Below are 26,867 nucleotides of genomic sequence, written 5' to 3'. Positions count from 1 at the left end.
GGACTTGAGCTTTTTAATTATTTATTCAACTTACCGCAAAAAATTATACACTTAGTTACAAACGCTTATGAAATATAATTTAACTAAATCTAAATGTAGAAAATTATTTTTATCACACTGCCTATTTCAATTGCATCCTATCATTAAAGTAATTTTTATAAGCCAAATAGCCACTAATCACGGCTCCAAGGCCAGTGGCAGAAAGCAACATAAATGTAATCATAATCTGATACTTAATTGCATAAATGGGATTTACACCAGCAAAAATTAAGCCGGACATCATTCCTGGCAAATTTACTAATCCTACAGTTTTAGCCGAATCTATCGTAGGCTGCATCGCAGTCTTAATGCTCCTTCTTAAAATTGGCATCGATGCAGTTTTAATATCACTACCCAAAGCCAACTTTTCTAAAACTTGTTGATGCAGATCATTAAAGCTATCATTCAACGCTTTATAGCATAAGCCAACTGCCACCATTTCATTTCCAGCAATCATCCCCGTAATGGGAATGACCTGCATAGGGACTGGTTTAATTACGCCAGAAAAAATCAGAATTCCTAATGTCACGTAAGTCCCTACCGCTTCGGCTATTATCGAATTCCAAATATTCCGCCCCGGATTAGGATCACGCTGATTAGCATTCCAAGATGCATTAAAAATTATCACAATAGTTGAAACCAAAGTTAGCCACAAGGCATTAACATGAAAAATAAACTTCAAAACGTAGCCGATTACGACTAACTGAATTATCGCCCTAATCACGCTAATTAAAATATCCTTGGTTAGTCCTAATTTTTCTTTCGCAGAAATTCCAATGGAAACTAACACCAGTGCAAAAGCTAATACTAACGACCAGTTGCTAACTACAACATTTTTCATTCGATTATTCCGCCCTTTTTTACTCTTAAAATATTGCTTGCTTCATCAATTTCACTTTGATCATGTGTAACTTGAATAATTGTCACGCCTTTCTCAGAAACATCTTTAATCAAATTATGTACAATATCTTTACTTTGATTATCAAGCCCGGTAGTTACTTCATCTAATAGCAATATCTTTGGTAAAAATATTATGTTTCGAATTAACGCAACTCTTTGCTTTTCACCACCTGATAAAGCAGTAATCTTTTTATCTAAAAAATCAGCAGAGAGATCAACTTGATTAAGTAAATCAGCTATTTGCTTGTCATTTACATCTACTTTTCTAATTTCATACGGGAAAATCAAATTATCTCTTACTGTTTGCCCAAATAAAGACGGCTGCTGAAAACAATATGAAACTTCTCTACGATATTGAACTGGATTTAAGAAGTTAATGTTTTTTTCTTGATATAGAATATCGCCTGAATTAGCACTAATTAAATTTGCAATCAATCGTAAAATCGTACTTTTTCCTGCACCTGATGGGCCAATTAAGGTTAGAAAATCGCCTTTATTAACCTTAAATGATACATCTTGCAATATTTGTTTTTTATCTGCACTATATTGGATATGTTTTAATTCTAATATTTTCATTCTTTTGCCTAACTAAATAACTCATTTTTCTAATTATACAACTAAAAAAATAAAGGAAATCCAATATTTTCATTGAATTTCCTTTATTTAAATTAATATCGATAATGATTACTTAGTCAACTTTTGTTTACTTTCAAGTAATTCAGCACGTTGAGCTAAGTTCATGTATAACTTGTTGTTGTAGGTTGCGATACCTTCAATTTCACGACCAGTGTGGTATTGGTAAGTATCCTTAACTTCACCATCAGTTGCAATCTTAGCAATTACGTCATTGAATGCAAGGTAGAAGTTATTGTTCTTGGCATCATAAGTAAACCCTTGAGTGTATGTGTTTGCTACAATGCCACCCTTAGTTGCACCTACCATAGTTGGATACCAGTTATCGCCTTTGCGGTTGAATTCCCAGTATTCAGTTTGGTCTTTTTCTTTATTATAAAGAGTTGTGTAAAGCTTGTGATCATTTACAACAACACCATTATTGAAGTAACGACCGTCTGAATCACTACCGTTCCAGCATTTAATAGTCCAAATCTTGTTAATGCACATATCGCTCTTCCGAATTTGGATTAACTCTTCAGACATATTGCTCTTGTATGAAACCTTATTATTGTTATTTAGAACGTAAATGTATTTATCAGTTGAGCCCATTGCTTGACCGTGACCAATTGGAATATATGGACTAACTTTAATGTTCTTAACGTAAGAATTGAACTTCTTTTGGCTCATATCAAGTAAGTATTGTCCGTTAAATGCATTGGTTAAATGGTTAAGATTATATCCTACAATATGACCATTGCTAATCAGGGTACTACTTAATAAACTAGTGTACAACCAGCCATTTGACATGGTAATTCCTTCAGGAATATGACCTACACGGTTAATATAGTCATCATTTTTAATGTCACGGTAAACACTTAATAAAACTGGTTGGAAGAAGCGAGTAGTGAAATCTAATTTTCCGCTTTCACTATCATAAGCATGCTTATTCTTATCAGGAGTAAAATCAGTCTTAGTTACATAGTTAGCAGAACTGCCGTAGTAAGTCTTCCAGGATTTCAAATCGCCGTTAAATGGCTTAGCTTGGACGCTATCAGCATCAGCAATTCCTTCCTTAGTACTCTTTCTGACAGTTACCTTAACAGTTGCCTTTGCTTTACCATAGCTATATTTAACATTATAGGTACCTGGAGTTGAGCAATCGATTGCATCTTCTGAAATCTTAATATCTGCTGTATCAATTACAGTACCCATATAATTGGTTACATAACTTACTGCATCAGTTGGATCAAAATCGTAGTGACTATTTTGTACTAAACTGATAGTCTTTGGTACAGCGATAGCATCTCTTGTAAAGTAGTTTTGGTTAACATAACCAACTTTACGACCATTTACATAAATACGCCAATAAGTTGCATCCTTTGTCTTAATTCTCTGGTCAGATTGAATATGAGCATATTGATAATCGCTAGCATCAGCAATCTTACCACTAGGTTTACCATTACTAATCTTTTTATAAACAGGATAATTCTTATTGCTACCTACTTTAACCATTAAGTCATAAGAAGTACTTGTTTGAGATGGTCCCTTCTTCGCACTGGAATCAGTCTTAGCAGTATCTGTATTACTATCAGTAGTTTTAGAATTATCTGCAAATACTGCATTTGTAGAACCAATTAACAAACCAACACCCAGTGCTACAGCTGAAGTAGCAGTTAAAATTTTATTTGAATACTTCAAACCTATCCTCCGTATCTTATATTTTGCATTTTACTTTTATATTATAATATATAAACACTGTTAGCTAAAATACATTTTTATTACCATTGTTACCATTGAGCTTCTTTATTTGACACTTTCATTACGAAGTGATTTAATTAGCACTGTACTTGAAAGAGTGCTAATTAATACGAAATCAATTAGGAGGCAAATTTATGCTAGTACCTACAGTTATTGAACAAACTGCTCGTGGTGAACGTGCTTATGACATTTACTCACGCTTATTAAAAGACAGAATTATCATGCTTAGCGGTGAAATTAATGACCAAATGGCTAACTCAATCATCGCTCAATTACTCTTCCTTGATGCTCAAGACAATACCAAGGATATTTCACTTTATATCAACTCACCAGGTGGTGTAATCACCTCCGGCTTAGCTATCATGGATACCATGAACTTTATTAAGTCAGACGTATCAACTATTGCAATTGGTATGGCAGCTTCAATGGCTTCTATCCTCTTGACTAGTGGTACTAAGGGTAAGCGTTTTGCACTTCCTAACTCAACTGTTTTAATTCACCAACCATTAGGTGGTGCTCAAGGTCAACAAACTGATATCCAAATTGCAGCTAACGAAATTTTGAAGAGCCGTAAGAAGATCAACGAAATTTTGCACGAAACTACCGGTCAACCTTTGGAAAAGATCCAAAAGGATACTGAACGTGACAACTACTTAACTGCTGAAGAAGCCAAGGAATATGGTTTGATTGACGAAATCATGGTTAATAAGAAGAAGTAATTAATTATTAAAAATTATTCACACTCTAAAAGTGTCTGGGAAAAAACTAACTTTCAGATACCAAAAGACGATCAATCCAACTCTTAATTTGAGTTGCTTGACCGTCTTTTTCTTGTTATTTTTATTTTTGTGTAAAGAAGATTGGTCCTTTGACCATCTTCTGTTCCAATATTTGCTTAAATTCATCATCATGAAGGCTATTCCCACATCAGTTTCAACCTTCTTTTTGCCTCTTAAATGAGTTCGACGCATGCCAAAAACGTTCTTCAAATGTCCAAAAACTGGCTCCACATCATACTTTCTCTTGCTGTAGATGTACCTGCCTTCAGGACTTTGGAGAACTCCTTTAGCTTTTTCTTTTAAGTATTGCCAGTTAGGATTATAGCGAACCTGCCGCTGGCGTCCGCTCTTGGTTTTGGCTAAACGCTCTAATTCTGGCGTTAATTGAAATTTATCCGCTTCGTAAACCTTAAAATCGCGAACCTGACCAGTCGATTTATCTTTACGCCGACTATAACATTTGAAGCTAAACCTAACGTCGTTTTGATCAAGGTAGTAATCGTCTTCTTCATCATAGAACCAGTTGGCTAGCTTAGTTGGATCGTTTTTGTACTTTCTAGTTTGTTCCTTTTCGTACATGGTATAAGGGATATAGTACTGCTTGTCTGAATATTCTTCTTCAAGCATTGAGTAGTTGTACTCGCTGCCGTAGCCAGCATCGGCGACGATCTTATCGAACTTGTCCATTGTCGTCATCTGTTTTAAAAAAGGCTCTAGCGTCTTAAAGTCAGTCGGATTGGGATACAAAGCAAAATCGACTACGTATTGATCCGTTGTAGCGACTTGGATATTATAGCCTGGCTTGAGCTGGCCGTTCTTCATGTGGTCTTCTTTCATATGCATGAACGTCGCATCGTGGTCGGTTTTAGAGTAGCTATTTCGCCCAGCAAAGACTTCTTCTGCCTCTTCATACTTCTTCATTCTAGGCACGTAGTCTTTTCTTAGCTTATGAAGCAGCTTTTTTAGAGCTCGTCTTTTTGCTTTTCTAGCCGAGCCGCCAGGAATGGCTTTAGGCTCTTGGGCAATCTCTTCAGTCAGTTTTTCAATTTCAGCTTCCGTTTCTTGCGCTAGCTCCGTCAACCCCTGACTGGTTTGTACTTGCTCTTTTGCCATTGCTTTGACGACTTCTTTGGCAATCAGTTCATCATATAGTTCAACTGCTTGACCTTTGAGCTTTTCATGATACTTTTCAACTGCCTTGCGCCAGACAAAGCTATAGCGATTGGCATCGGCTTCGATTTTCGTGCCGTCGATGAAGATAGCCCCTTCGTTGATCAAGCCTTCTTGTTCCAGTAGGTTGGTAAAGTAAAGAAAGCATTTCTTGACCAATTCGTTGGCGTGGTCGCTCGATCTAAAATTATTGATGGTATGGTATGAAATCTGCTGGTGCTCAGCCAATACCATCATTGGTAGATTTTCTTCTAACATCAGCGCAATTTTTCTGCCTGAGAATACTCTGCGAGAATAAGCAAAAAGCAAGATCTTAAGCATCATAGCAGGGTGATAGGCAGGACGCCCGGTTTTGGCAGAATCGCCCAATAGGACGTCTTCTGGAATCGAATCGACGAACCAGCCGATCACTGTTGCCAAGTGATTGTTAGGTATAGTAAAGTCTAAATTAAGTGTTAAAGCAGTCTGGCCTGTGGTATAATTTTGATACATTGAGATTGTCTTCTTTCTTTTTATACTGTAGCGATTTAATAATATCAAGGAAGGCAGTTAAAGTATAGAAAAAGAACGATGAAATCGAAAAGGAAATCATCGTTCTTTTTTCATGTCTTAGGAATTAGTTTTTTCCCAGACACTTTTTCTTATTCTCTTAAACTCTCAGCTAACTCATGTAGTTTCTTAAATCGGTGATTAACTCCTGACTTCGAAATCGGACCATCCGGAATTTGATTAGCTACTTCCTTTAAAGTTAATTCTGGATGCGCCAATCTAAAACGCGCTAAAACTTGCAATTTCTCTGGTAGATCATCTAAGCCGTTTTCTTGTTCAATCAGCTGGATGTCTTCTACCTGCTTAGCTGAAGCTGAGGCTGTTTTTTTCATATTCGCGGTATCACAATTAACCAAGCGATTAACCGAATTTCGCATATCTCGCATAATACGCAAATCTTCAAAGTTAAGCATTGCATTAAGTGCACCCACTATATGCAAAAAGTCGCCAATTTTTGCGGCTTCTTTTAAATAAACAATATAGCCTCTTCTACGTTTAGTTGCTTTAGCATTTAAATAAAAATAATTATTCATCAACTTACATAAATCCTCATTATGGTCCTCATAAGTTGAATAAATCTCCAAGTGATAACGACTCGTTTCTGGATTATTGACACTACCTCCGGCTAGAAATGCACCGCGTAAATAGGACATTGCTCCTTCACGTGAAGTCATAATTCTCTGAGGAATTCGCGTTACCAAACCTTTTTCAGGATCCCAGATTTGTAAGTTTTCTAGGATTTCTTGTACCTTCTGATTCAATCGTACCAAATATTGATTATTTTTTTTCAATTTCATCTTGCGCGAGACAATCAGCAATGGCTCAATACCATAAGCAATCTTAATCAGCTTAAAAATTCGTCGAGCAATCGCAGGATTTTCTGTAGTGATATCTAGGCTAAATTGATGATCGTGCAAGTTTAATACACCATTCATTCGCAAAAAAGCAGCTAACTCTGCTTTGGCATGCTCTGGATGCACCTCAAGCGAAGTTAGCTCCTTTTTGACTTCACTAGCATAACTAGCCATCATTTTCCTTCATTCTTTTACGTGACATTGATTCAAATGCCAGATTAATAATTTCTTTTCCTACCTTTTCACCATCATGAAATACCAATCCATGACGTTGATCGATAAAGTCATCAGTAATGACACGGCAGTTTTGCTTTCTTAAGCCTTCAAAGTCATTCTTAACAGGCTCAAGATAAGCATCATAATCTTCTGGGTGAAATTTGCTCATATCAATTTTGGCACCATTAACCAGAGCGGTATTGATATAATTTCCACCTAAGTGATCGTTAATTACCTGTACGTGTTCCGCATCACTAAAGTGATCTGTCTCACCACGCTGAGTCATGATATTGCAAATATAAATAACCTCGGCGTCAGTCTCACGCACTGCTTCACCTAAATTAGAGATCATTAAGTTAGGTAAAATTGAAGTAAATAAACTACCTGGCCCAAGTACGACTGCATCAGCTTGCATAATCGAAGCCAGTACTGGTAAAACAGCTCTAGGCTCTTCATCCGAATCAGTATCGGTCACCCAGACACGCTTAATCCGCTTATCTTTAGATGTGATTTCAGTTTCACCAGACTCCGTAGTTCCATCCACGAATTCTGCGTTTAAAGTCAATGGTTCATTGGAAGCTGGAAAAACATGACCATCAATTTTCATCATTTTTGACAAAGATTGAACTGCATCAAAGATATTGCCATGCATTTCATTCAATGCCGCAATAATTAAATTACCGATTGCATGTCCTGAAAAAAAGGAATCGGATGAATCAAATCGATACTGAAAAATATTCTTTTCTTCCTGAGGTAAGTCACTAAGTGATACCAAAACATTACGGATATCACCAGGTGGAACTACGTTAATAAAGTTACGGATTGAACCAGATGAACCGCCGTCATCTGAAACCGTTACGATTGCAGTAATTTCCGCGTTTTGATCTTTTAAGGCATTCAAAATAACTGGTAAACCCGTACCGCCACCAATTACGACTACACGGGGACGTCTGCCTTTAATCACGCGAACAATCCTTGTTTCTCCATATGGCATAGGTGCGCACCTACTTTCTAATATAACGACTCACTTCACGGTGAGTAATATCGACTGGATATTTTTTAGCTAAATCTCGTGCCAACTGTTGGGCAATTGAAACACTCCGGTGTTGACCCCCAGTACAACCAATTGCAATGGTCAACTTTTCCTTCCCCTCTTTGATATATCCAGGGATAGCTGTTTCAAGCAAATCAAGCAATTTTTTATAAAAGACCTGTGTTTCTTCTTTGTTCATCACATAGTCAAATACACGCTTGTCCAGTCCCGTAAATGGTCTTAATTCTGAAATATAAAATGGGTTAGGCAAAAAACGCACATCCATTACAATATCTGCATCAATTGGCATCCCATACTTAAAGCCAAATGACATCACTTCAATTGAAAATGGTTGCCGCTTGCGATCACTAAATGTATTGATTAATTTTTGCTTTAATTCCTTAGTCGACAAGTTTGACGTATCGATAATATAATTTGATCTATTTTTAATTGGCATTAAAATACGACGTTCTTCTTGAATGCCATCAAGCAAGCGACCTTTGCCATTATTGGCTAAAGGCGGAAGACGCCTTGTTTCTTTATAACGAGCAACCAAGACATCATCGGAAGCATCCAAAAATAGGATAGTAGCTTGCACATTGCCATTATCTTCAAGTGAATTAACTTCATCCAATAAATCGCGATAAAATGTCTTAACTCGTAAATCAATTACTACGGCTACCTTATGAAAGTCATTGGAATTATTAATTAAATCCCAAAAACTACCTAATAAAGTTGGAGGAAGATTATCGACTACAAAGTAGCCCATATCTTCTAAGTCATGAGCGACCACAGTTTTACCTGCTCCGCTCATGCCTGTGACTATTAATAATTGTTTTTTCTCATCAGCCATGCTAAAATCCTCCTCTTTACAAATTATATCATACCGGGTGTGTCATAATTGTGCAAAAAAAAGAAGCCTTTCGGCTTAAATTTTTATCAAATATTAACGGTGCATAAATGCAACCACAATTTCATTAATGCCAAAGACTAATAACCAGAATGCAACTAACCATACTAAGCTTAAGGCTGCGATTACTGGATTAATAATTAAGAAGAAGGCAATAATCAAACTTAAAATATTCAAAATCAAGTTAAATACAAAGTATCCGGTTGAAAATGCACGTAAGTGCCATGACCAAGCAATACCTACAACTGAATCAACAAAGAACCAGATTGCAAATAAGTAAGCGATAGTCAAACCACCAATATCATATGAGCAAATGAACAAGATACCGATAATGATATCTAATACACCTGACACAATTGCTACCCAACTACGTGAGAAAAATTCACGAAAGCGTGAGTAAGCAGCCAACCATACAATACCTTGAACGATTGATACAATAGCAAAAATCAAGACAAATGCATGCAACCCTTTAGCTGGGTGACGTAATAACACGAACGCAACTACGACCATTAAGATACCGGCAATAAATGCGCCCCAGTCAAAGCCGCGATTATCTCTAGAACTAGAAAAAATATCCATTTTTATTCCTCCTTGCAGACTATTTTACACTTATTCAAGGTTAATAAAAACTATTGGCTATTGGCTTCTAGCCTATTTTTTTGCTTCTTTTGTTAGTTTAGTATCGCGTTCTAAGACTGGTTTCAAATACTGACCAGTATAGCTTTCTTTAACTTTCGCTACTTCTTCAGGCGTACCGGTAGCCACAATTTGACCGCCACGTTCCCCTCCTTCAGGACCTAAGTCGATCAGCCAATCTGCATTTTTAATTACATCAAGATTATGCTCAATAATTAAAACCGTATTGCCTTCATCTACCAACCGCTGCAAAACTTCTAATAAACGCTTGATATCATCGGTATGCAAACCGGTAGTTGGTTCATCAAGAATATAGAAATTTTTACCAGTAGAAAGCTTTTGCAATTCAGCAGCTAATTTCATTCTTTGAGCTTCACCACCAGATAAAGTTGTAGCGGATTGACCTAATTTCACATAACCCAAACCTACATCAACGATAGTCTGGAGTTTACGCTGAATCTTAGGAATATTTTCGAAAAACTTAGTTGCTTCATTAATCGTCATATCAAGCACTTGAGCAATATTCTTTCCCCGATAAGTTACTTCCAATGTTTCAGAATTATAACGAGTGCCGTGACAAACCTCACATGGCACATATACATCAGGCAAAAAGTTCATTTCAATCTTGATAATTCCATCACCATGACAGGCTTCACAACGTCCACCTTTGACGTTGAACGAAAATCTTGCTTTAGTATAACCACGCAATTTTGCTTCATTAGTTTGAGCAAATAAGGTTCTGATATCATCAAAAACACTAGTATAAGTTGCAGGATTACTACGTGGTGTTCTACCAATAGGGCTTTGATCGATATCGATGATTTTTTCAATATTCTTGTAACCCTTGATTGACTTATACTTACCTGGCTTAGTTGAATTATTGTTTAATTTTTGGGCTAAAGCGCGTTTCAAGATCATATTAACTAAAGTAGATTTACCAGAACCTGAGACACCACTGACCACAATAAATTTGCCCAACGGAAAATCAACATTAATATTCTTTAAATTATTTTCTTGAGCTCCAGTAATTGTAATCTTTTTACCATTGCCTTTACGACGCTTCAATGGAACCGGCACAAATTTTTTACCAGACAAATATTGCCCCGTTAAAGAATCAGGATTCTGCTCTATTTCTTTAGGAGTTCCTTGTGCCATAACTTTACCACCGTAAACACCGGCACCAGGTCCCATATCAACCAAATAGTCAGCTTGCCGCATTGTTTCGTCATCGTGCTCTACCACAATTAAAGAATTGCCTAAATCACGCATTCTCTTTAAAGAAGCAATCAGCCGATCATTATCGCGTTGATGCAAACCGATAGATGGTTCATCCAAAACATACATAACTCCCGATAAGTTTGAGCCAATTTGAGTTGCCAACCGAATACGCTGAGCTTCACCACCAGACAAGGTATTAGCTGATCGAGAAAGAGTTAAATAATCTAATCCTACACTATCCAAGAATGAAAGACGATCGCGTACTTCCTTTAAAATCGGCTTAGCAATCATAGTCTCTTGCTCGCTTAATTTGACTTCCTTAAAGAAATCAAGTGCTTTATCAATAGAAAGCTCCGAAGCTTCCGCGATATCCTTGCCCATGACTTTCACTGCTAATGCTTTTTCATTCAAACGCTTGCCGTGACAAGTTGAACAAGTAAGTTCAGTCATATATTTGCCCATCACATCACGCATAAACTTGGACATTGGTCGTTTATAACGCCGCTCAACATTGGCCATTACTCCTTCAAATGGTTGAACGGTATCATTAACGCCAAAGTCACCAGTTACATGGAATTTCACCGGCTTAGTTGAGCCATGCAGAATAATGTCGCGTTGACGTTTAGTTAGTTTATTAAAAGGCTTATCCATCGGAATTTTTAATGCCGTGCAAGCTTGTTCCAACATTTCAGTATAGTAATTGGAAGTCTTCCATGGAGCCAGTGCACCTTCAGCTAAAGATTTTGTTTTGTCCGGAACAACCAAATCTTCGTCTACTGCTAACTTCATCCCTAACCCATCACAATCAGGGCAGGCACCAAATGGTGCATTAAAGGAGAACAGTCTTGGTTCCATTTCACCCACAGTAAAGCCACACTTTGGACAAGCATAATACTCAGAAAAGTTAAGCATTTCACCGCCAATTACATCAACATTCATGTAGCCATCTGACAAACGAAGTGCAGCTTCAACAGAATCAAATAAGCGAGACTTAATGCTATCCTTAACAATCAAACGGTCAACGACAATATCGATTGAGTGGCGCTTGTTCTTAGCTAATTCAAAATCCTCACCAATTTCGTGCATCTCACCATCAACAATTACACGAACATATCCTGCACGTTGTACTCGCTTAAATACTTCCTTGTGTTCTCCACGCTTAGCACGAATAACTGGCGCTAAAATTTGAATTTTCGTTCTTTCTGGTAAAGCCATCACTCGGTCAACCATCTGATCAACTGATTGTCGTTGAATCAGCGTCCCATCATTAGGACAAATTGGATGGCCTACTCTGGCCCAAAGCAAACGTAAATAATCATTAATCTCAGTGACGGTCCCAACTGTTGACCGTGGATTATGTGACGTTGTTTTTTGATCAATTGAAATTGCTGGATTTAAACCATCAATTGAATCCACATCTGGTTTATCCATTTGCCCCAAAAACTGTCTAGCATAACTAGAAAGTGATTGCACATAACGTCTACGCCCTTCTGCATAAAGCGTATCAAAGGCTAAAGAACTTTTACCTGAACCAGATAAGCCAGTAATAACTACTAACTTATCCTTAGGAATAGTTAAATTAATGTCTTTTAAATTATGTTCACGTGCTCCGCGAATAACGATCTTATCATTTGCCATTAAAATTCTTTCCTTTTCTTGTCTTCGGTTTTCTTGATGATTTTTGCAATTCCATAATTGCATCCCGCAAGTTAGCAGCTTCTTCAAAGTCAAGCTTCTTAGCTGCTTCTTGCATTTGCTCTTGCAAGTTGCTAATCATTGTCTTCTTTTGCTTAGCTGTCAATTCATCAAAATTAAGATCTGCAAAACTATCAGATTTTTCTTCTTTTTCACTCGACGGTTTAGTAATCGAAATTACGTCTTGAATCGGCTTAATGATTGTCTTAGGCGTTATGCCATGCTCTTTGTTAAATTCCATCTGAATTTTACGCCGACGCTTGGTAGCTTTAATCGCTGCTCTCATGGAATCAGTAATCGTATCAGCATACATGATTACTTCACCATTGGCATTACGGGCGGCCCGTCCCATAGTCTGAACCAGCGGCCGATATGCTCTCAAGAAGCCTTCCTTATCTGCATCCAGAATTGCTACCAGTGAAACTTCCGGTACATCGATTCCTTCCCGCAACAGGTTAATTCCAATTAAGACATCGAACTTACCTAACCGTAAGTCACGCAAAATTTGCATTCTTTCCAGCGTCTTAATATCAGAGTGCAAATAACGTACTTTAATTCCTAAGTCCTTCAAATAATCGGTTAAGTCTTCCGCCATTTTTTTGGTCAAAGTAGTAACAAAGACTCGTTCATGACGGTCAATCCGTTTATTAATTTCGCCAACTAAATCATCAATTTGCCCCTCAATTGGCCTTACTTCAATCTTGGGATCAAGTAATCCGGTTGGTCGAATAATTTGTTCAACCTTATGATCTGTTCGTTCAAGTTCATAATCACCTGGGGTAGCTGAGACATACAAAATTTGATTAACATGCTTTTCAAATTCGGATAGCTTTAATGGACGGTTATCAAGTGCAGATGGCAAACGGAAACCATAGTCAATCAAGGTTTGCTTACGATTACGGTCACCATTGTACATTGCTCTAATTTCAGGCATAGTAGCATGTGATTCGTCAATTAAAATTAAGAAATCATCTGGGAAGAAGTCCAACAAAGTATACGGTGGCTCTCCTGCTTTTCGTCCTTCCATATGCCTTGAATAGTTTTCAATTCCGTTGGTATAGCCAACTTCACCCATCATTTCCATATCATAGGTAGTACGTTGCTTGATTCTTTCAGCTTCAAGCAATTTGCCTTCGCCTTCGAACTTTTTAACCTGCAATTTCATCTCTTTAGAAATTGCTCCCAAAGCTCGCCGCAATTGCTCGTCATTGGTCATAAAGTGCGTAGCTGGGAAAAGCGAAATACTCTCACGCTCACCGATCACCTCACCGGTTAACGAATCAACTTCAACAATGCGATCAATTTCATCACCAAAGAATTCAATTCGATAAGCATGATTAGAATTGCCGGCTGGAAAGACCTCAACTACATCCCCGCGGACCCGAAAACGACCGCGTTGAAAGTCAATATCATTACGATCATATTGAATATTTACCAAATCACGCAACAAGGTATTACGGTCATATTCTTCGCCTTCATGGATCATCAAGACACTGCGCGCATACTCTTTAGGATCACCCAAACCATAGATACAAGAAACCGAAGCAACAACTACTACGTCATTACGCTCCATTAAAGCTGAGGTAGTAGCATGCCGCAACTGATCAATTTCATCATTGATTGCCGAATCCTTTTCAATATAAGTGTCTGATTGTGGAACGTAAGCTTCTGGCTGATAATAATCATAGTATGAAACAAAATATTCAACTGCATTATTAGGAAAGAAACTTTTAAACTCACCATATAGCTGCCCTACTAAGGTCTTATTATGCGTAATAACTAATGTAGGCTTATTCAGCTTAGCAATAATATTGGCCATGGTGAAAGTTTTCCCAGTACCAGTTGCACCTTCCAGAATCTGTTCTTTATATCCTTTTTTAAATCCAGCAGTCAGTTTATCAATAGCTTGCTCTTGATCACCGGCTGGTTTAAACTTTGATACTAATTCAAATTTGCGATTTTTTTGTCGTTTAATCATAAAAAACTCCTCAAGAAAAAAGTTGGACAAGCATAGTCCAACTTTTTAATTAGTATCTATATTTTACTACCGCGAACGTGTTTTCGCACGAAAAATGCTTAATTATTTAAGTAAATCTGCTAAAGCCTTTTGATAATCTTCAGCTGCCTTTTCTGCAGTAGCAATGTCTTTTTTGTTTACACCAACATAGGCCTTAATTACTGGTTCAGTACCTGATGGGCGAAGTGCTACCCAGGTTTCATCATCTAAAAAGTACTTCAACACATTAGATTCTGGGAACCCTTCTAATGGTGTCTTCTTGCCATTTTCAATAGTTTCTTTTTGCAAGAAATCTTGAATCTTAAGCACTTTACTACCGCCGATTTCGGTTAAGTGCTCATTACGCAACTTGCTCATTAATTCGGCCATCTTCTTTTGACCACCAATACCTGGCATTTCAATTGCACGGGTAATTTCATAAGCAACGCCATACTTTTGCCAAATTTCTTGCAAACCATCAAAGACAGTCATCCCACGTGAAGCATAGTATGAAGCAACTTCGGCAAACATCAATGCACCCTGCATGGCATCCTTATCACGAGCAAATGGTTTAAACAAATAGCCATAGCTTTCTTCAAAGCCCATCAAGAACTTAGCATCACCAGCTTTATTCATCCGGTCAACTTCTTCACCAATGTACTTAAAGCCCGTCAAAACATGCTTAGTCTTAATACCAAAGTCCTCTGCAATCTTAAATGGCAAAGCACTAGAAACAACTGAAGTAACGATCTCATAATCAGGGGTTAATTGACCATTTTCCTTCATATGAGCCAATAGGTAGTAAGCCATCAAAGTAGCAATTTGGTTACCAGTCAAAACTTGGAAATCACCATCAGTTTTTCTAACTGCTGCACCCATTCTATCAGCATCCGGGTCAGTAGCAATAATGACATTAGCATTTACCTTATTTGCCAACTTAAAACCAGGTTCAAAAACATCACGGTATTCTGGATTAGGCTTAATTGTGGTTGGAAATTCTGGATCAATGATTGATTGACTTGGCACAGGAATCACATTATCAAAGCCGCCTTGTCTGAAAGCACGATCATAAAGCATCTTGCCTGTACCATGAAGTGGAGTATAAATGATCTTTAACTTGTCAGCGTTGGCCTTAACCATCTCTGGATCAACAGTTACTTGCTTCAATTCATTCAAGTAATCTTCATCAACATCTTCACCTATTAACTGCAAGGTGCCATTAGCACGCAATTCTTTTACTGGTGCAGCCTTGACAGCAAAAATATCAGTTACTTTTTGAGCATAAGCAAAAAGTCGATCTGCATTATCTGGTGCCATTTGTGCACCATCTTCACCGTAAACTTTATAGCCATTGTATTGCTTAGCATTGTGTGAAGCAGTGATATTAATTCCAGCGAAAGTATGCAAATGACGTACTGCATATGAAAGTTCTGGTGTCGGTCTTAAATCATCAAATAAGTAAACATAAATTCCGTGTGCACCTAAAACTCTGGCAGCATGTTCTGCAAACTCTCTTGAGTGATATCTTGAATCAAAGGAAATAGCTACCCCACGCTTTTTAGCATCAGCACCATTTTCTTCAATTAAACGAGCTAAGCCTTCAGTTACTCGACCTACAGTAAACAAGTTAATCCGGTTGGTACCGGGTTCAAGACGACCACGCATCCCCGCAGTACCAAAATTAATATCCTGTCCAAAGGCATCTTCGATCCATTTTTCATCCTTACCCAAAGTATTTAATTGATCTTTTAAATAATCTGGTAAATTAGTAGCTTTTTGCCATTCTGTATAAATTTCTTTAGCGTCCATCAATGTCCTCTATTCATTAAAAATTGGATTTCTAAAGCGCTTTCAAACTGTTAACAATTTTCTATTATCTGCTATTAATTATAAAACTTATTAGTCATTAATTTAAGCTTTAGACAAAAAAAGACATGTCCAATACGAACATGTCTTAATGAAAAAACGAATAAATTTAATTTTTCTTGTCTTGTAAGTCTTGGTAGTAATTATATGCAGCTTGACCAGCTACACTACCTTCACCAACTGCATTAGCAATTTGGCGTAAATCTTTTTGACGAACATCACCTAAAGCAAAGATACCAGGCACCTTAGTTTCCATATGATCATCAGTTACAATCCAACCATGGTCATCCAAGATACCAAGATCCTTAAAAGGTTCAGTTTGTGGTAAAACACCCACGTAAATAAAGACACCAGCAACTGGAATTTCTTTTTCGGCACCAGTTTCCTTATCGCGGTACTTAACCCCTGTGACTTTCATGTCATCGCCTAAGATTTCTTCAGTTTGTGCATTCCAAATAAAATGCATCTTCTTGTTGGCAAATGCACGCTTTTGCAAAGTTGGTTGTGCTCGCAATTGATCACGGCGGTGAATAACTGTAACGCTCTTAGCTAATTGTGAAAGATAAATTCCTTCTTCAATTGCTGAATCACCACCACCGATGACAGCTACATCTTCATCTTTAAAGAAAGCGGCATCGCAGACGGCACAATATGAAACACCTTTGCCTGAATATTCTTCTTCTCCAGGCACATTCAAATGCTTATGATCTGAACCTGTAGCAATAATTACGATCGGTGCACGATACTCATTGCCATCATCAGTTTTAACTAACTTATCCTCGCCATCGAGTTCAACACTTTGTACGTTGCCATACTTATAATCTGGTTCAAACTTCATCATTGTGTCGTACATCTTTTGACTAAGTTCTGGACCTTTGATTTCAGAAAAACCAGGATAATTGTCGATAGCATCAGTATTGTTCATTTGACCGCCATAGGGACCGCGATCAAGAACAAGAATCTTTAAGTTAGCACGCGCAGCATATAAGCCAGCAGTCATTCCACCAGGACCTGCACCAATAATAATTACGTCGTATTTATCAGCCATAATCTATCCTTCTTTCCACTTACTTTTGATAAGTAAATAATACAATAGATTTAACTTCTTGCCAACTATTTTGCTTATCTTTTATAAACGAATTTCAGGCTTTGGTTCTCTACCCATCATTTTCTTAATTTCTGTATCAACATCAGCATCTTCATAAAGAACACGGTAGATTGCCTCTGAAATTGGCATATCAATGCCCTTTTCTTCACATAATTCGTGAACAGCTTTAACAGTAGTAGCGCCTTCGACAACTTGTCCCATATTTTTCAAAACGTAATCTAAAGTCTTGCCTTCGCCGATTTGTTTACCAGCACGCCAATTACGTGAGTTTACTGAAGTACAAGTTACAATTAAGTCACCAATACCTGACAAGCCTGAGAAGGTCATTGGCTTAGCACCAAAGTATTGCACACCCAAACGAGTGATTTCTGCTAAACCTCTAGTCATCAAGGCAGCTTTGGCGTCATCACCATATCCTTGGCCTACTAAAATACCTGCAGCAATCGCAATTACGTTCTTAACGGCACCACCAACTTCTACACCTACTAAATCATCGTTAGTGTAGAAACGAACGTAGTCATTGGAGAACAATTCTTGTACCCGCTTAGCATTTTCTTCATTTGTTGAAGCACAAGCAATAGCAGTTAAATCTTTTTGAGCAACGTTTTCAGCATGACTAGGTCCTGAAATTGCCACAATCTTATCTTCATCATTTGGATAAATTTCTTCAGTTAAAATTTCAGAAATAAGCTTCTTGCTGCCTGGTTCAATTCCTTTAGTTGCAGTAACTAACAAAGGCTTAGCACCTGTTTTATCTAAAACTTTGCGAACATTTTTAGCAACAATTCTAACGGCCTTAGTTGGTAAAACAAACAAAACTAATTCTGCACCATCAAGAGCCTCTTCTAAGTCACCAGTAGCTTTGGCATTTTCATTCAACTTCCAGTCCTTCATATAATGACTGTTAGTATGGTGAGCATTAATTTCTTCATTAACGCTATCAATGTTACCGTAAAGAGTTACATCGTTACCATTATCGGCTAACATCGAACCCAATACTGAACCCCATGAACCATTACCTAAAACTGCAATCTTCGTCATTTTTTCTCTCAAACTTTCTAAATAAAATCTTTTTATTAATTCTAATCTCTAGAATACGGGTATTTTAATCCACTACCATCCAAATACCATTTTGGCTTAACGACCTTGCGCCGATAAATCCATAAGGCAATTGTACCAATAAAAAGGATTAAACTTAATGCCTGTGATACTCGTATTATACCAAAAATATACAGGCTGTCTGTTCTCATTCCTTCAACAAAGAACCTCACTACACTATACCAAAGAAGATAGGTCATGAAAACTTCCCCTTGCTTAAAGAGATGTTTCTTATGACGCAAGGACAAAATTAAAATTAAACCAATCAAATTAAAAAATGATTCATACAAAAAAGTTGGTTGATAATATGTCCCACCTATTTTCATTTGGGCAATGATAAATTGCGGTAAATGCAAACTTTGTAAAAAATGAAGCGTAGTTGGTGCACCGTGAGCTTCCTGATTAACAAAATTGCCCCAGCGCCCTAAAATTTGAGCGGCCATTACCCCCGGCGCAATAATGTCTAACATCAAAAATGGCGGTAACATACGCTTATAGCAGAAAACTAACAGTACAATTAAACCGGCGATTAATCCACCATAAATGGCAATCCCACCATTCCAAATGGCAATGATTTGTTCTGGGTACTGTGAGTAGTAGCTCCATTCAAAAATCACATAATAAATTCGAGCACCAACATAACCTAGAGGTACCGCCCATAACAATAAATCAACAAAGTCATCAGGAATAATTTGCCGCTTTTTTCCTTCATTAACTGCCATCAAGCAGGCCAAAACAATGGCAACTGCCATAATAATGCCATACCATTTAACGCTTAAACTTCCTAGATGAAAAGCTACTGGATTAATTATTAAACTAGTCATTATGTAGTTCCTCCTTATTCGTGTCTTCCTTTGAGTGTTCTGAGATTAAACTAGTTAAATTGTTATCAAAAGTTTGCGTAGCATCATAGCCCATCTTTTTAGCTCTAAAGTTCATTGCTGCTACTTCAATAATAATTTCAATATTACGTCCAACCTTAACCGGAATATTTACTTGTGGAATTGGCACATTACAGATTTCACGTGTATTTTCTTGAAAACCTAAGCGATCATAGTTAGCCTTAGGATCCCAATTAACCAAATTAATTACCAGTTGAATCTCGGTTCTATTTTTAACAGCACCAGCACCAAATAAGTTCATCACATCGATAATACCGATTCCTCTGATTTCCATTAGATGCTTCAAAATCTTAGGCGCTTCACCTACAACTGTATTATGGTCTTTTTGGAAGGCATCTACTCGATCATCTGCAATCAAGCGATGGCCTCTTTGAACCAAACCCAAAGCAGTTTCAGACTTACCAACACCAGATGCACCGGTTAGCAAGACACCCATCCCTTTAATTTCAACTAAAACCCCATGAATGCTAGTTCTTTTAGCTAAACGTGCACGTAAGTATTCAGTTAAAATACTGGAAATATACGTGGTAGATTCTCTTGTACGCAAAATTGGGATTTTGTGTTCCTCTGCTGCCGTAGTTAATTCTTCCGGTACAGGCAAAGATCGAGAAATCAAAAAACACGGTGTAGCCTTAGTACACATTTTGTTAAAGACATGCATTCTAATATCATGGTCCAAGCGTGCCGCATATGAAATTTCTGTCCGACCCAATAACTGAATTCGTTGCGCAGGATAAAAATCAAAATAACCAGTTAATTCTAATCCAGGGCGATAAATATCAGAAACATAAATTTCTTCATCTTTGATATATTCCTGTCCTTGGTAAACTTCAAGGATACTCTGATTGTCCTGGATCAATTTGCTTAATCTAACTTCATCAGCCATATTAGGCCTCCTAACTATTTATCAATATCTTTAGTGGTGACATTTCTAGCTTTTTTTCTTGGTCTAGGACCAGAAGTACTAGTAGCCTTAAACCACTCACGATAACTTCCACTACTTGGCATATTATCTTGATTTTTCCTTCCAGTAAACCGATAAATAAGCCAAATGATTAAAATCGCAATTACAGCTACTGGTAAAAGTAAAATAAATGCCTTAAATAGAACAAACAATAAACTTAAAATAATTAGCGCTACTAAAACAAGCGTTACAATTCCCATTAAACTCATTTTTTAACCTAATCTGGATTCTCTTGACTAAGCAACCACTGTAAATAGGAATAAATAAACGGTTGCAATTTTCCGTCCATTACTCCTTGAGCGTCAGCTGTTTCATGACCTGTCCGCAAATCTTTCACTAGGTTGTAAGGATGGAAAACATATGATCTAATTTGTGATCCCCAGCCAATCTCCTTTTGATCGCCTTTCAGAGCCTGCTTTTGCTTACGCTTTTTTTCTTCTTCTAAGTGAAAAAGCTTTGCTCTTAATTCATTCATCGCAGTTTCACGGTTTTGCAATTGTGAACGCTGTGCCTGAGACGTAGTCACAATTCCTGTTGGTAAGTGCGTAATTCTAACGGCACTAGAAGTTTTATTAATATGCTGCCCACCAGCACCACTAGAGCGGTAAACATCAACCCGTAAATCCTTAGGATCAATATCAATTTGAATACTGTCATCAACTTCTGGAATCACTTCTACAGAAGCAAATGATGTATGCCGTCTTTTAGCCGCATCAAATGGCGAGATTCGAACTAGCCGATGAACCCCATTTTCAGATTTCAGCATCCCATAAGCATTTTTGCCGACAATTCTTGCACTAACACTTTTAATTCCAGCTTCTTCGCCAGGCTCGTAATCATTGATTTCAAATTTAAAATCAGCTGTATCACAGTAACGTTGATACATTCTTAAAAGCATTTGGCCCCAGTCCATTGCTTCCGTCCCACCAGCACCAGGGTGAATTTCCATCAAGGCGTTATGACTGTCATATTTACCTGACAAAAGCAAATCTAGTTCATAATTACGAAAGTCTTCTTGTAGAACTGCCAAATCAACTTCAACTTCTTTTTGTAAATCAGGATCAGGCTCTTCACGCAATAGCTCAACTGCAGTAATTTCATCCTCGTAACTAGCTTGCAGCTTGTTAAAAGAATCTCTTTTTTCTTTTAACAAGTTAGTCTCACTGATTAATTTTTGCGCTTTTTCCTGGTTATTCCAAAAATCAGGCTGCGCCATCTTGTTTTCATTAATTTCGATGCTTTCATCAATCGCATCTAAGTCAAAGAGACCCCCTAAAGTGATTTAGACGTTTTTTTAGTTCATCTAACACACTTTGAATTTCACTAATTTCCATTTTTACCTACCATCTTTTATTTTATTGCAAAAAAAGGGAAGCTCTTAACTCCCCTTTTTCTTTATTAACGACTAAGATTTTGTCTAATTTCAGCCTTCATGAACAAACGAGTTACATCAAATTCAATATTTGAAATCATTTCTTCAAACATTCTGTAACCAGAATCTTGATATTCAACTAATGGGTTCAATTGACCGTATCCACGAAGACCAATTGATTGACGCAACTGATCCATTGCATCAATATGATCAGTCCAACGATCATCAACCACACGCAAGATAACTACCTTTTCAAATTCAAGCATTTGGCTAGGATCGCCTAAGGCCTTTTCCTTATCTTCGAAGTTTTGCTCAACAATGTCATAAAGCTTCTTCTTCAAATCTTCAACACTAATAGTCTTGAAGTCAATTGAGTCAGTTACCTTGTCTGAAGTCAAACTTGAGGAAATGAAATCGCGTAATGAGTCAAGACGCCATTCCTTGCGTTCACCTTGAGTAAACATTGCTACTTGGTGATCAATTGTTCTGTGAATCATTGGAATTAAAACATTCTTCAATGACTTATCAGCTTCAATGACCTGCATTCTTTCGCCGTAGATAATTTCACGTTGAATACGCATAACATCATCGTATTGCAAAGTTTGCTTACGAGTATCATAGTTATTACCTTCAACACGTTTTTGAGCAGATTCAACTTGGCGAGTAATCAAGCGACTTTCGATAACCTTATCATCATCATTATCTGATAAACGATCCAAGAAGTCCTTAACTCGATCACCACCAAAACGCTTCATCAAATCATCTTCAAGCGACAAGTAGAATCTGGTGTAACCTGGGTCACCCTGACGACCAGAACGACCACGAAGCTGGTTATCAATACGACGTGATTCGTGACGTTCAGTACCAATAACTGCCAGTCCACCAAGTTCCTTAACACCAGGCCCCAATTTAATATCAGTACCACGACCAGCCATGTTAGTAGCGATAGTTACCGCACCACGTTGACCCGCATTCATAATAATTTGAGCTTCTTTAGCGTGGTTTTTCGCGTTCAAAACTGCGTGCGGAATACCAGCTTCATCAAGCAAATGACTAAGTCTTTCTGAACTTTCAATGGCAACAGTACCAACCAAAACAGGTTGACCATTAGCGTGACGCTTCTTAATTTCTTCAACTACAGCGTGGAACTTAGAGTCCAAAGTTGGATACAAAATGTCTGGCATGTCTTTTCTGGCAATTGGACGGTTAGTAGGAATCGTGATTACCTGCATGTTGTAAATTTCACGGAATTCTTCCTCTTCAGTCTTAGCAGTACCAGTCATACCTGACAACTTCTTGTACATTCTGAAGAAGTTCTGGTAGGTAATAGTAGCTTGCGTTCTTGATTCTTCTTGAATCTTAACGCCTTCCTTAGCTTCAATAGCTTGGTGCAAGCCATCTGAGTAACGACGACCTTCCATTACACGACCAGTGAATGAGTCAACGATCAAAACTTCGCCATCTTGAACAACGTAGTCGATATCCTTAAGCATGATGTAGTTGGCACGAAGAGCTTGGTCAATGTGGTGAACCAACTTTTGGTTTTCAACATCGTACAAGTTCTTTAGGCCAAAGTGTTGACAAGCCTTTTCAATACCAGTTCTGGTAAGTGAAATAGTCTTAGTTGGCCAGTCAATCTTGTAATCGCCGTGATCTTCATCATCGTCGGCATCATCATCGCTCTTGTCTTCAGTCAAAGTCTTAACAAAGCGGTCAGCACGGATGTAATCACTGTTTGCTTGTTCAGCTTCACCAGAAATAATCAAAGGAGTTCTAGCTTCATCGATTAAGATAGAGTCAACTTCGTCGATGATAGCGTAGTTCAATGGACGTTGTACCATTTGTTCCTTGTAAACAACCATGTTGTCACGCAAATAGTCAAAGCCAAGTTCTGAGTTAGTTGAGTAAGTAACATCACAGTTGTAAGCTGCACGCTTTTCGTCTGGTGACATTGAGTTCAAGTTCAAACCAACAGTTAAGCCAAGCCACTTGTAAAGTTGACCCATTTCTTCTTCGTCACGACTTGAAAGGTATTCGTTAACAGTAACAACGTGTACACCCTTGCCTTCAAGTGCGTTCAAGTATACTGGCATGGTTGCTGTCAAAGTCTTACCTTCACCAGTCATCATTTCGGCGATGTTACCGTAGTGAAGTGCAATACCACCCAAAATTTGTACGTGGAATGGGTAAAGTCCTAATACACGCTTAGCACCTTCACGGGCAACCGCAAAAGCTTCTGGTAAAATATCGTCTAAACTTTCACCTTTCTTTAAACGATCACGAAATTCTGGTGTCTTAGCTTGCAATTGCTCATCAGATAATTTGCTCATCTCATCTGCATGAGATTCCACCTTATCTGCTATTTTTTCAAACTTTTTAAGTTCTCGTTTATCATCGTTATATAGTTTCTTTAAAATATTTGCCATTAAATCGGTCCTTATATGTCGTAAAGTCTAAAAATACAGATTAATTTTAACATGATTGCTATCAAAAGAAAAATATCTCACACAAAAAACCCCACGCAAAACTCACGCGAGGTTCCAATGTGTAAAAGTATTTTAACTCAATTATTCGTTAGTTTCAATCAAACCGTAACGACCATCGTTTCTACGGTAAACAACGCTAGTGCCGTTAGTTTCTGCATCTTCAAAAACGAAGAAGTCATGTTCCAACATGTCCATTTGTAAAATAGCTTCTTCTGGATCCATTGGCTTTAAGCTTACACGCTTGTTACGAACAATATCAAATTCGCTAGGCTTCTTTTCTTCTTCTTCAGGTTGTTCTACAAAGAAATCTTGTAATCCCTTTTCACGACTCTTTCTATTTACACGAGTCTTGTACTTTCTAATTTGACGTTCGAGTTTTTCAGAAACGAAGTCAATGCTACGATACATGTCATCCGTGGTTTCTTCGGCTCTCAAAACTAAGTATGGTAAAGGAATAGTAACTTCAACTTTAGCAGAGCGGTCACGGTATACTCTCAAGTTTACGTGTGCAATCACATCTTGATTCAATTCGAAGTACTTCTCTAACTTGTTTAACCGCTTTTCTACATAACTTCTCAAAGCATCAGTTACTTCAATATTTTCTCCACGAACATTGTACTTTAACATATAAGATTCTCCTTTCACCGCTATGCGGTTTTTCTTTACAAATTTATTATACCAAAAAATGTAAGCGTTTCATAACAAATCTAATGACAAATTGAAAAGCTTTCAATTTTCATTTCGGGAAAACCCTGCTGTAAACAGTCTCGCGCGTAATATAGCGTGCGCCCGGTCGTGTAAATATCATCCAAAATTAATACTTTTCCTGAAACTATATTTTCCTTGATTTTAATATTTTTATCAATCAAAAAGCTTTGAGGCGTTTTAAGCCGCTCCTCTTTGTTTTTCTCACCTTGGGCATGACTACCCGATTGTTTAATCAGAAGCGGTGTCAGCGGCAAAATATCAGCATAAATAGCAAAAATTGTATCAAACTGTCGTCTTGATTGATGTTCAGGTGAAGTGGGCACGGGCACATAAAAGTCATAGTTAGTTTTACACAAATAGTCATAACACAAATCTTGCAATACTTCCCGCAAAACATAATCTCCGCGCCGCTTATAAGCAACCATCAAGTCATGAAAAGCAGAATTATAACGATATAAAGCATGATTATGCAGAATATTTTTGCCATAAATGGCTTGCCAGTTTCGACAATCGCTACACATAAAGCCTTGACTTAGTTCCTTATCACAGCCAGAGCAGCGATTGTCTGCTAGCTTTTCAAATTGTTTTAAACACTGTAAACAAATCTTATTTTTTCGCGCTGGTTTAAAAGAAAAAAGCTGTGCAAATTGTACTGGCGGAGTAAACTCCTGCTCACATAATAAACAAGTTCTCATCTATTCATCCCCTTGATCTGCTTAATACTCTGTCGAATATTCTTGGTATAACGATGATAACAATACAAAACTAAGCCCGTTTGGTCATCGTGAGCCCGACCAACTCGACCTGCAATTTGCACCAAACTAGCAGCAGTATAAATTGCATCATCTGCTGCAATAATAATTACCCAAACATTTTTAAAAGTTACACCACGCTCTAAAATTGTGGTTGTCAACAATAAGTCATATTTACGATCACGAAAAGCCTGTACTTTTTCTAATCGTTGCGGATCTTGTGCATGAACACCGGCCAATTTAATTTTGTTTTGCAACTTTTTTCGCAAAGCTTCTTGATAAAGCGGAATTTCTTCAATCCGTGGTACAAACAAAAGCAAAGGATGACCACTTTGAATGACTTTTTTAATCTCCTGCATTAATTTAGGATGAATTTGTCCCTTCCGCAAAAACGGCCTGATAAAAAGCCTTTCTCTTGGTACAGGCAATAATCCACCATGAAAACGCCGATTTAAGCGCAAAATTTCTAACTTCCCTGTTTTAGCTTCCAAAAGCAAATCGTTCGTTGGCGTTGCGGTTAAATACATTCGAGTCCCAGTTGTTTTAACCGCATTTTTGGCCGCAAAATGTAGTTGCGGATTACTTACATAAGGAAAAGAGTCTACCTCATCAATTACCAATAAATCAAAGGCACGATAAAACTTCATCAATTGGTGTGTAGTACAAATTGTCAACTGCTCTAGCCCTATTTCCTTAAATTCACGGCCATGATACTTACCGATCTCAACTTGGGCAAACGCTGCCGAAAATCTTGGAAACAGCTCATTTACCACATCAATTCTTGGTGTAGCAATACAAGCGCGCTGTCCTTTTTTCATACATCGAGCAATCAACTGAAACAACATCTCAGTTTTACCCGCCCCAGTTACAGCATGAACCAATGTATTTTTTCTTTGTTCAAAATTTTGTACTAATTTATCCGAAATATTCTGCTGCAATGGGGTTAGTTTACCTTGCCAGCTTAATCCCCCGTTTTTAACATGAGAAAAAGTATTATTACTGTCTTTTCTAATAAGCCAATCGCCCTCATTTGCACGTCCCAAGCCAATACAACCACGACAATAATATTTACCATTAGGCAGTCGACTATTAACTTGGCTGCCACAGCGATTGCATTTACCTTTTTCAATTACTGGAATTTTGCGGCATCCCTCAAATGTGCTAGAATCCTCTTGACTAACAATCCATTGACGACCTGATAATAGAGTCAAATCTTCCATATTTTTACCTCCCTATTATCTAT

22 protein-coding genes are annotated in these 26,867 nt (G+C 37.6%); 1 reads left to right on the top strand and 21 read right to left on the bottom strand.

All coding sequences use genetic code 11. From position 1 onward, the window contains the following. Positions 1–121 precede the first annotated feature (121 nt). From fetB to CP363_RS07635, 3 genes are all read right to left on the bottom strand, one after another. Positions 122–880 carry an iron export ABC transporter permease subunit FetB gene (fetB, locus tag CP363_RS07645; protein WP_005718668.1) on the bottom strand — a complete coding sequence of 253 codons (759 nt, stop codon included), beginning with the start codon at positions 878–880 and terminating at the stop codon, positions 122–124. Then, positions 877–1,515 carry an ATP-binding cassette domain-containing protein gene (locus CP363_RS07640; RefSeq protein WP_098036070.1) on the bottom strand — a complete coding sequence of 213 codons (639 nt, stop codon included), beginning with the start codon at positions 1,513–1,515 and terminating at the stop codon, positions 877–879. Before CP363_RS07640 ends, fetB begins: the two co-directional genes overlap by 4 nt. 108 nt (positions 1,516–1,623) lie before the next feature. Further along, complete coding sequence (locus CP363_RS07635) at positions 1,624–3,252, bottom strand: SH3-like domain-containing protein (RefSeq protein WP_098036069.1); 1,629 nt, start codon at positions 3,250–3,252, stop codon at positions 1,624–1,626. A gap of 194 nt (positions 3,253–3,446) precedes the next feature. On the opposite strand from CP363_RS07635, the gene clpP reads away from it, so the two are divergent. After that, on the top strand, positions 3,447–4,031 hold the full coding sequence (clpP, locus tag CP363_RS07630; protein WP_005718663.1) for an ATP-dependent Clp endopeptidase proteolytic subunit ClpP: 585 nt from the start codon (positions 3,447–3,449) through the stop codon (positions 4,029–4,031). An 18-nt stretch (positions 4,032–4,049) separates the two neighbouring features. Here clpP and CP363_RS07625 read toward each other — a convergent pair whose 3' ends face one another. From CP363_RS07625 to CP363_RS07540, 18 genes are all read right to left on the bottom strand, one after another. After that, a complete protein-coding gene (locus tag CP363_RS07625) occupies positions 4,050–5,753 on the bottom strand; it encodes an IS1182 family transposase (protein ID WP_098036068.1) in 1,704 nt (567 codons plus the stop codon). 149 nt (positions 5,754–5,902) lie between these two features. After that, complete coding sequence (whiA, locus tag CP363_RS07620; RefSeq protein ID WP_005722729.1) at positions 5,903–6,838, bottom strand: DNA-binding protein WhiA; 936 nt, start codon at positions 6,836–6,838, stop codon at positions 5,903–5,905. After that, complete coding sequence (yvcK, locus tag CP363_RS07615; protein WP_005718658.1) at positions 6,831–7,874, bottom strand: gluconeogenesis factor YvcK family protein; 1,044 nt, start codon at positions 7,872–7,874, stop codon at positions 6,831–6,833. The genes whiA and yvcK overlap by 8 nt, the downstream gene beginning before the upstream one ends. Before the next feature lie 10 nt (positions 7,875–7,884). Beyond that, positions 7,885–8,766, bottom strand: coding sequence for an RNase adapter RapZ (gene rapZ, locus CP363_RS07610; RefSeq protein ID WP_005718656.1), 882 nt, complete (start codon positions 8,764–8,766; stop codon positions 7,885–7,887). A gap of 93 nt (positions 8,767–8,859) precedes the next feature. Next, complete coding sequence (locus CP363_RS07605; protein WP_005722726.1) at positions 8,860–9,402, bottom strand: HdeD family acid-resistance protein; 543 nt, start codon at positions 9,400–9,402, stop codon at positions 8,860–8,862. A gap of 72 nt (positions 9,403–9,474) precedes the next feature. Then, on the bottom strand, positions 9,475–12,315 hold the full coding sequence (gene uvrA, locus CP363_RS07600) for an excinuclease ABC subunit UvrA (RefSeq protein ID WP_098036071.1): 2,841 nt from the start codon (positions 12,313–12,315) through the stop codon (positions 9,475–9,477). Continuing rightward, a complete protein-coding gene (uvrB, locus tag CP363_RS07595; protein WP_005722724.1) occupies positions 12,305–14,350 on the bottom strand; it encodes an excinuclease ABC subunit UvrB in 2,046 nt (681 codons plus the stop codon). Before uvrB ends, uvrA begins: the two co-directional genes overlap by 11 nt. A gap of 102 nt (positions 14,351–14,452) precedes the next feature. Beyond that, on the bottom strand, positions 14,453–16,177 hold the full coding sequence (locus CP363_RS07590) for a phospho-sugar mutase (RefSeq protein ID WP_061204546.1): 1,725 nt from the start codon (positions 16,175–16,177) through the stop codon (positions 14,453–14,455). 166 nt (positions 16,178–16,343) lie between these two features. After that, positions 16,344–17,282 carry a thioredoxin-disulfide reductase gene (gene trxB / locus CP363_RS07585; protein WP_005718646.1) on the bottom strand — a complete coding sequence of 313 codons (939 nt, stop codon included), beginning with the start codon at positions 17,280–17,282 and terminating at the stop codon, positions 16,344–16,346. Between the two features lie 81 nt (positions 17,283–17,363). After that, positions 17,364–18,383: an NAD(P)H-dependent glycerol-3-phosphate dehydrogenase gene (locus CP363_RS07580; RefSeq protein ID WP_089146331.1), complete on the bottom strand. Its 1,020-nt coding sequence runs from the start codon at positions 18,381–18,383 to the stop codon at positions 17,364–17,366. A 41-nt stretch (positions 18,384–18,424) separates the two neighbouring features. Then, on the bottom strand, positions 18,425–19,264 hold the full coding sequence (gene lgt, locus CP363_RS07575; protein WP_065990290.1) for a prolipoprotein diacylglyceryl transferase: 840 nt from the start codon (positions 19,262–19,264) through the stop codon (positions 18,425–18,427). Continuing rightward, a complete protein-coding gene (gene hprK / locus CP363_RS07570) occupies positions 19,257–20,228 on the bottom strand; it encodes an HPr(Ser) kinase/phosphatase (protein ID WP_065990292.1) in 972 nt (323 codons plus the stop codon). Before hprK ends, lgt begins: the two co-directional genes overlap by 8 nt. 14 nt (positions 20,229–20,242) lie before the next feature. After that, entirely contained in the window at positions 20,243–20,515 is a 273-nt protein-coding gene (locus tag CP363_RS07565; protein ID WP_013086056.1) for a hypothetical protein, read from the bottom strand. A gap of 8 nt (positions 20,516–20,523) precedes the next feature. Then, positions 20,524–21,640 (bottom strand): peptide chain release factor 2 gene (gene prfB, locus CP363_RS07560; RefSeq protein ID WP_143468716.1). Its coding sequence is split into 2 segments (ribosomal slippage): positions 20,524–21,567 and positions 21,569–21,640, totalling 1,116 coding nucleotides; the frame shifts between segments, so codons are not numbered across the junction. 64 nt (positions 21,641–21,704) lie between these two features. Further along, positions 21,705–24,104, bottom strand: a complete 2,400-nt coding sequence (gene secA, locus CP363_RS07555) for a preprotein translocase subunit SecA (RefSeq protein WP_098036066.1) — start codon at positions 24,102–24,104, stop codon at positions 21,705–21,707. Between the two features lie 141 nt (positions 24,105–24,245). Next, the gene (gene hpf / locus CP363_RS07550) at positions 24,246–24,791 is read right to left on the bottom strand and encodes a ribosome hibernation-promoting factor, HPF/YfiA family (protein WP_013086054.1); all 546 of its coding nucleotides are present in this window, start codon (positions 24,789–24,791) and stop codon (positions 24,246–24,248) included. 80 nt (positions 24,792–24,871) lie between these two features. Next, complete coding sequence (locus CP363_RS07545) at positions 24,872–25,567, bottom strand: ComF family protein (RefSeq protein ID WP_098036065.1); 696 nt, start codon at positions 25,565–25,567, stop codon at positions 24,872–24,874. Further along, positions 25,564–26,844, bottom strand: coding sequence for a DEAD/DEAH box helicase (locus tag CP363_RS07540; protein WP_089143523.1), 1,281 nt, complete (start codon positions 26,842–26,844; stop codon positions 25,564–25,566). Before CP363_RS07540 ends, CP363_RS07545 begins: the two co-directional genes overlap by 4 nt. Positions 26,845–26,867 lie beyond the last annotated feature (23 nt).

The sequence above is a fragment of the Lactobacillus sp. UMNPBX12 genome (genome assembly GCF_002553955.1).
GTDB classification, from domain to species: domain Bacteria; phylum Bacillota; class Bacilli; order Lactobacillales; family Lactobacillaceae; genus Lactobacillus; species Lactobacillus crispatus.
The sequence above is the reverse complement of the archived record's forward strand: the minus strand, read 5'-3'. Positions and strand labels throughout refer to the sequence as shown.

What these genes read in the sequence shown, in the direction of transcription:
- fetB (WP_005718668.1), bottom strand. Translation starts at nt 880, where the DNA reads ATGAAAAATGTTGTAGTTAGCAACTGGTCGTTAGTATTAGCTTTTGCA.
- CP363_RS07640 (WP_098036070.1), bottom strand. Translation starts at nt 1,515, where the DNA reads ATGAAAATATTAGAATTAAAACATATCCAATATAGTGCAGATAAAAAA.
- clpP (WP_005718663.1), top strand. Translation starts at nt 3,447, where the DNA reads ATGCTAGTACCTACAGTTATTGAACAAACTGCTCGTGGTGAACGTGCT.
- CP363_RS07625 (WP_098036068.1), bottom strand. Translation starts at nt 5,753, where the DNA reads ATGTATCAAAATTATACCACAGGCCAGACTGCTTTAACACTTAATTTA.
- whiA (WP_005722729.1), bottom strand. Translation starts at nt 6,838, where the DNA reads ATGGCTAGTTATGCTAGTGAAGTCAAAAAGGAGCTAACTTCGCTTGAG.
- yvcK (WP_005718658.1), bottom strand. Translation starts at nt 7,874, where the DNA reads ATGCCATATGGAGAAACAAGGATTGTTCGCGTGATTAAAGGCAGACGT.
- rapZ (WP_005718656.1), bottom strand. Translation starts at nt 8,766, where the DNA reads ATGGCTGATGAGAAAAAACAATTATTAATAGTCACAGGCATGAGCGGA.
- CP363_RS07605 (WP_005722726.1), bottom strand. Translation starts at nt 9,402, where the DNA reads ATGGATATTTTTTCTAGTTCTAGAGATAATCGCGGCTTTGACTGGGGC.
- uvrA (WP_098036071.1), bottom strand. Translation starts at nt 12,315, where the DNA reads ATGGCAAATGATAAGATCGTTATTCGCGGAGCACGTGAACATAATTTA.
- uvrB (WP_005722724.1), bottom strand. Translation starts at nt 14,350, where the DNA reads ATGATTAAACGACAAAAAAATCGCAAATTTGAATTAGTATCAAAGTTT.
- CP363_RS07590 (WP_061204546.1), bottom strand. Translation starts at nt 16,177, where the DNA reads ATGGACGCTAAAGAAATTTATACAGAATGGCAAAAAGCTACTAATTTA.
- trxB (WP_005718646.1), bottom strand. Translation starts at nt 17,282, where the DNA reads ATGGCTGATAAATACGACGTAATTATTATTGGTGCAGGTCCTGGTGGA.
- CP363_RS07580 (WP_089146331.1), bottom strand. Translation starts at nt 18,383, where the DNA reads ATGACGAAGATTGCAGTTTTAGGTAATGGTTCATGGGGTTCAGTATTG.
- lgt (WP_065990290.1), bottom strand. Translation starts at nt 19,264, where the DNA reads ATGACTAGTTTAATAATTAATCCAGTAGCTTTTCATCTAGGAAGTTTA.
- hprK (WP_065990292.1), bottom strand. Translation starts at nt 20,228, where the DNA reads ATGGCTGATGAAGTTAGATTAAGCAAATTGATCCAGGACAATCAGAGT.
- CP363_RS07565 (WP_013086056.1), bottom strand. Translation starts at nt 20,515, where the DNA reads ATGAGTTTAATGGGAATTGTAACGCTTGTTTTAGTAGCGCTAATTATT.
- secA (WP_098036066.1), bottom strand. Translation starts at nt 24,104, where the DNA reads ATGGCAAATATTTTAAAGAAACTATATAACGATGATAAACGAGAACTT.
- hpf (WP_013086054.1), bottom strand. Translation starts at nt 24,791, where the DNA reads ATGTTAAAGTACAATGTTCGTGGAGAAAATATTGAAGTAACTGATGCT.
- CP363_RS07545 (WP_098036065.1), bottom strand. Translation starts at nt 25,567, where the DNA reads ATGAGAACTTGTTTATTATGTGAGCAGGAGTTTACTCCGCCAGTACAA.
- CP363_RS07540 (WP_089143523.1), bottom strand. Translation starts at nt 26,844, where the DNA reads ATGGAAGATTTGACTCTATTATCAGGTCGTCAATGGATTGTTAGTCAA.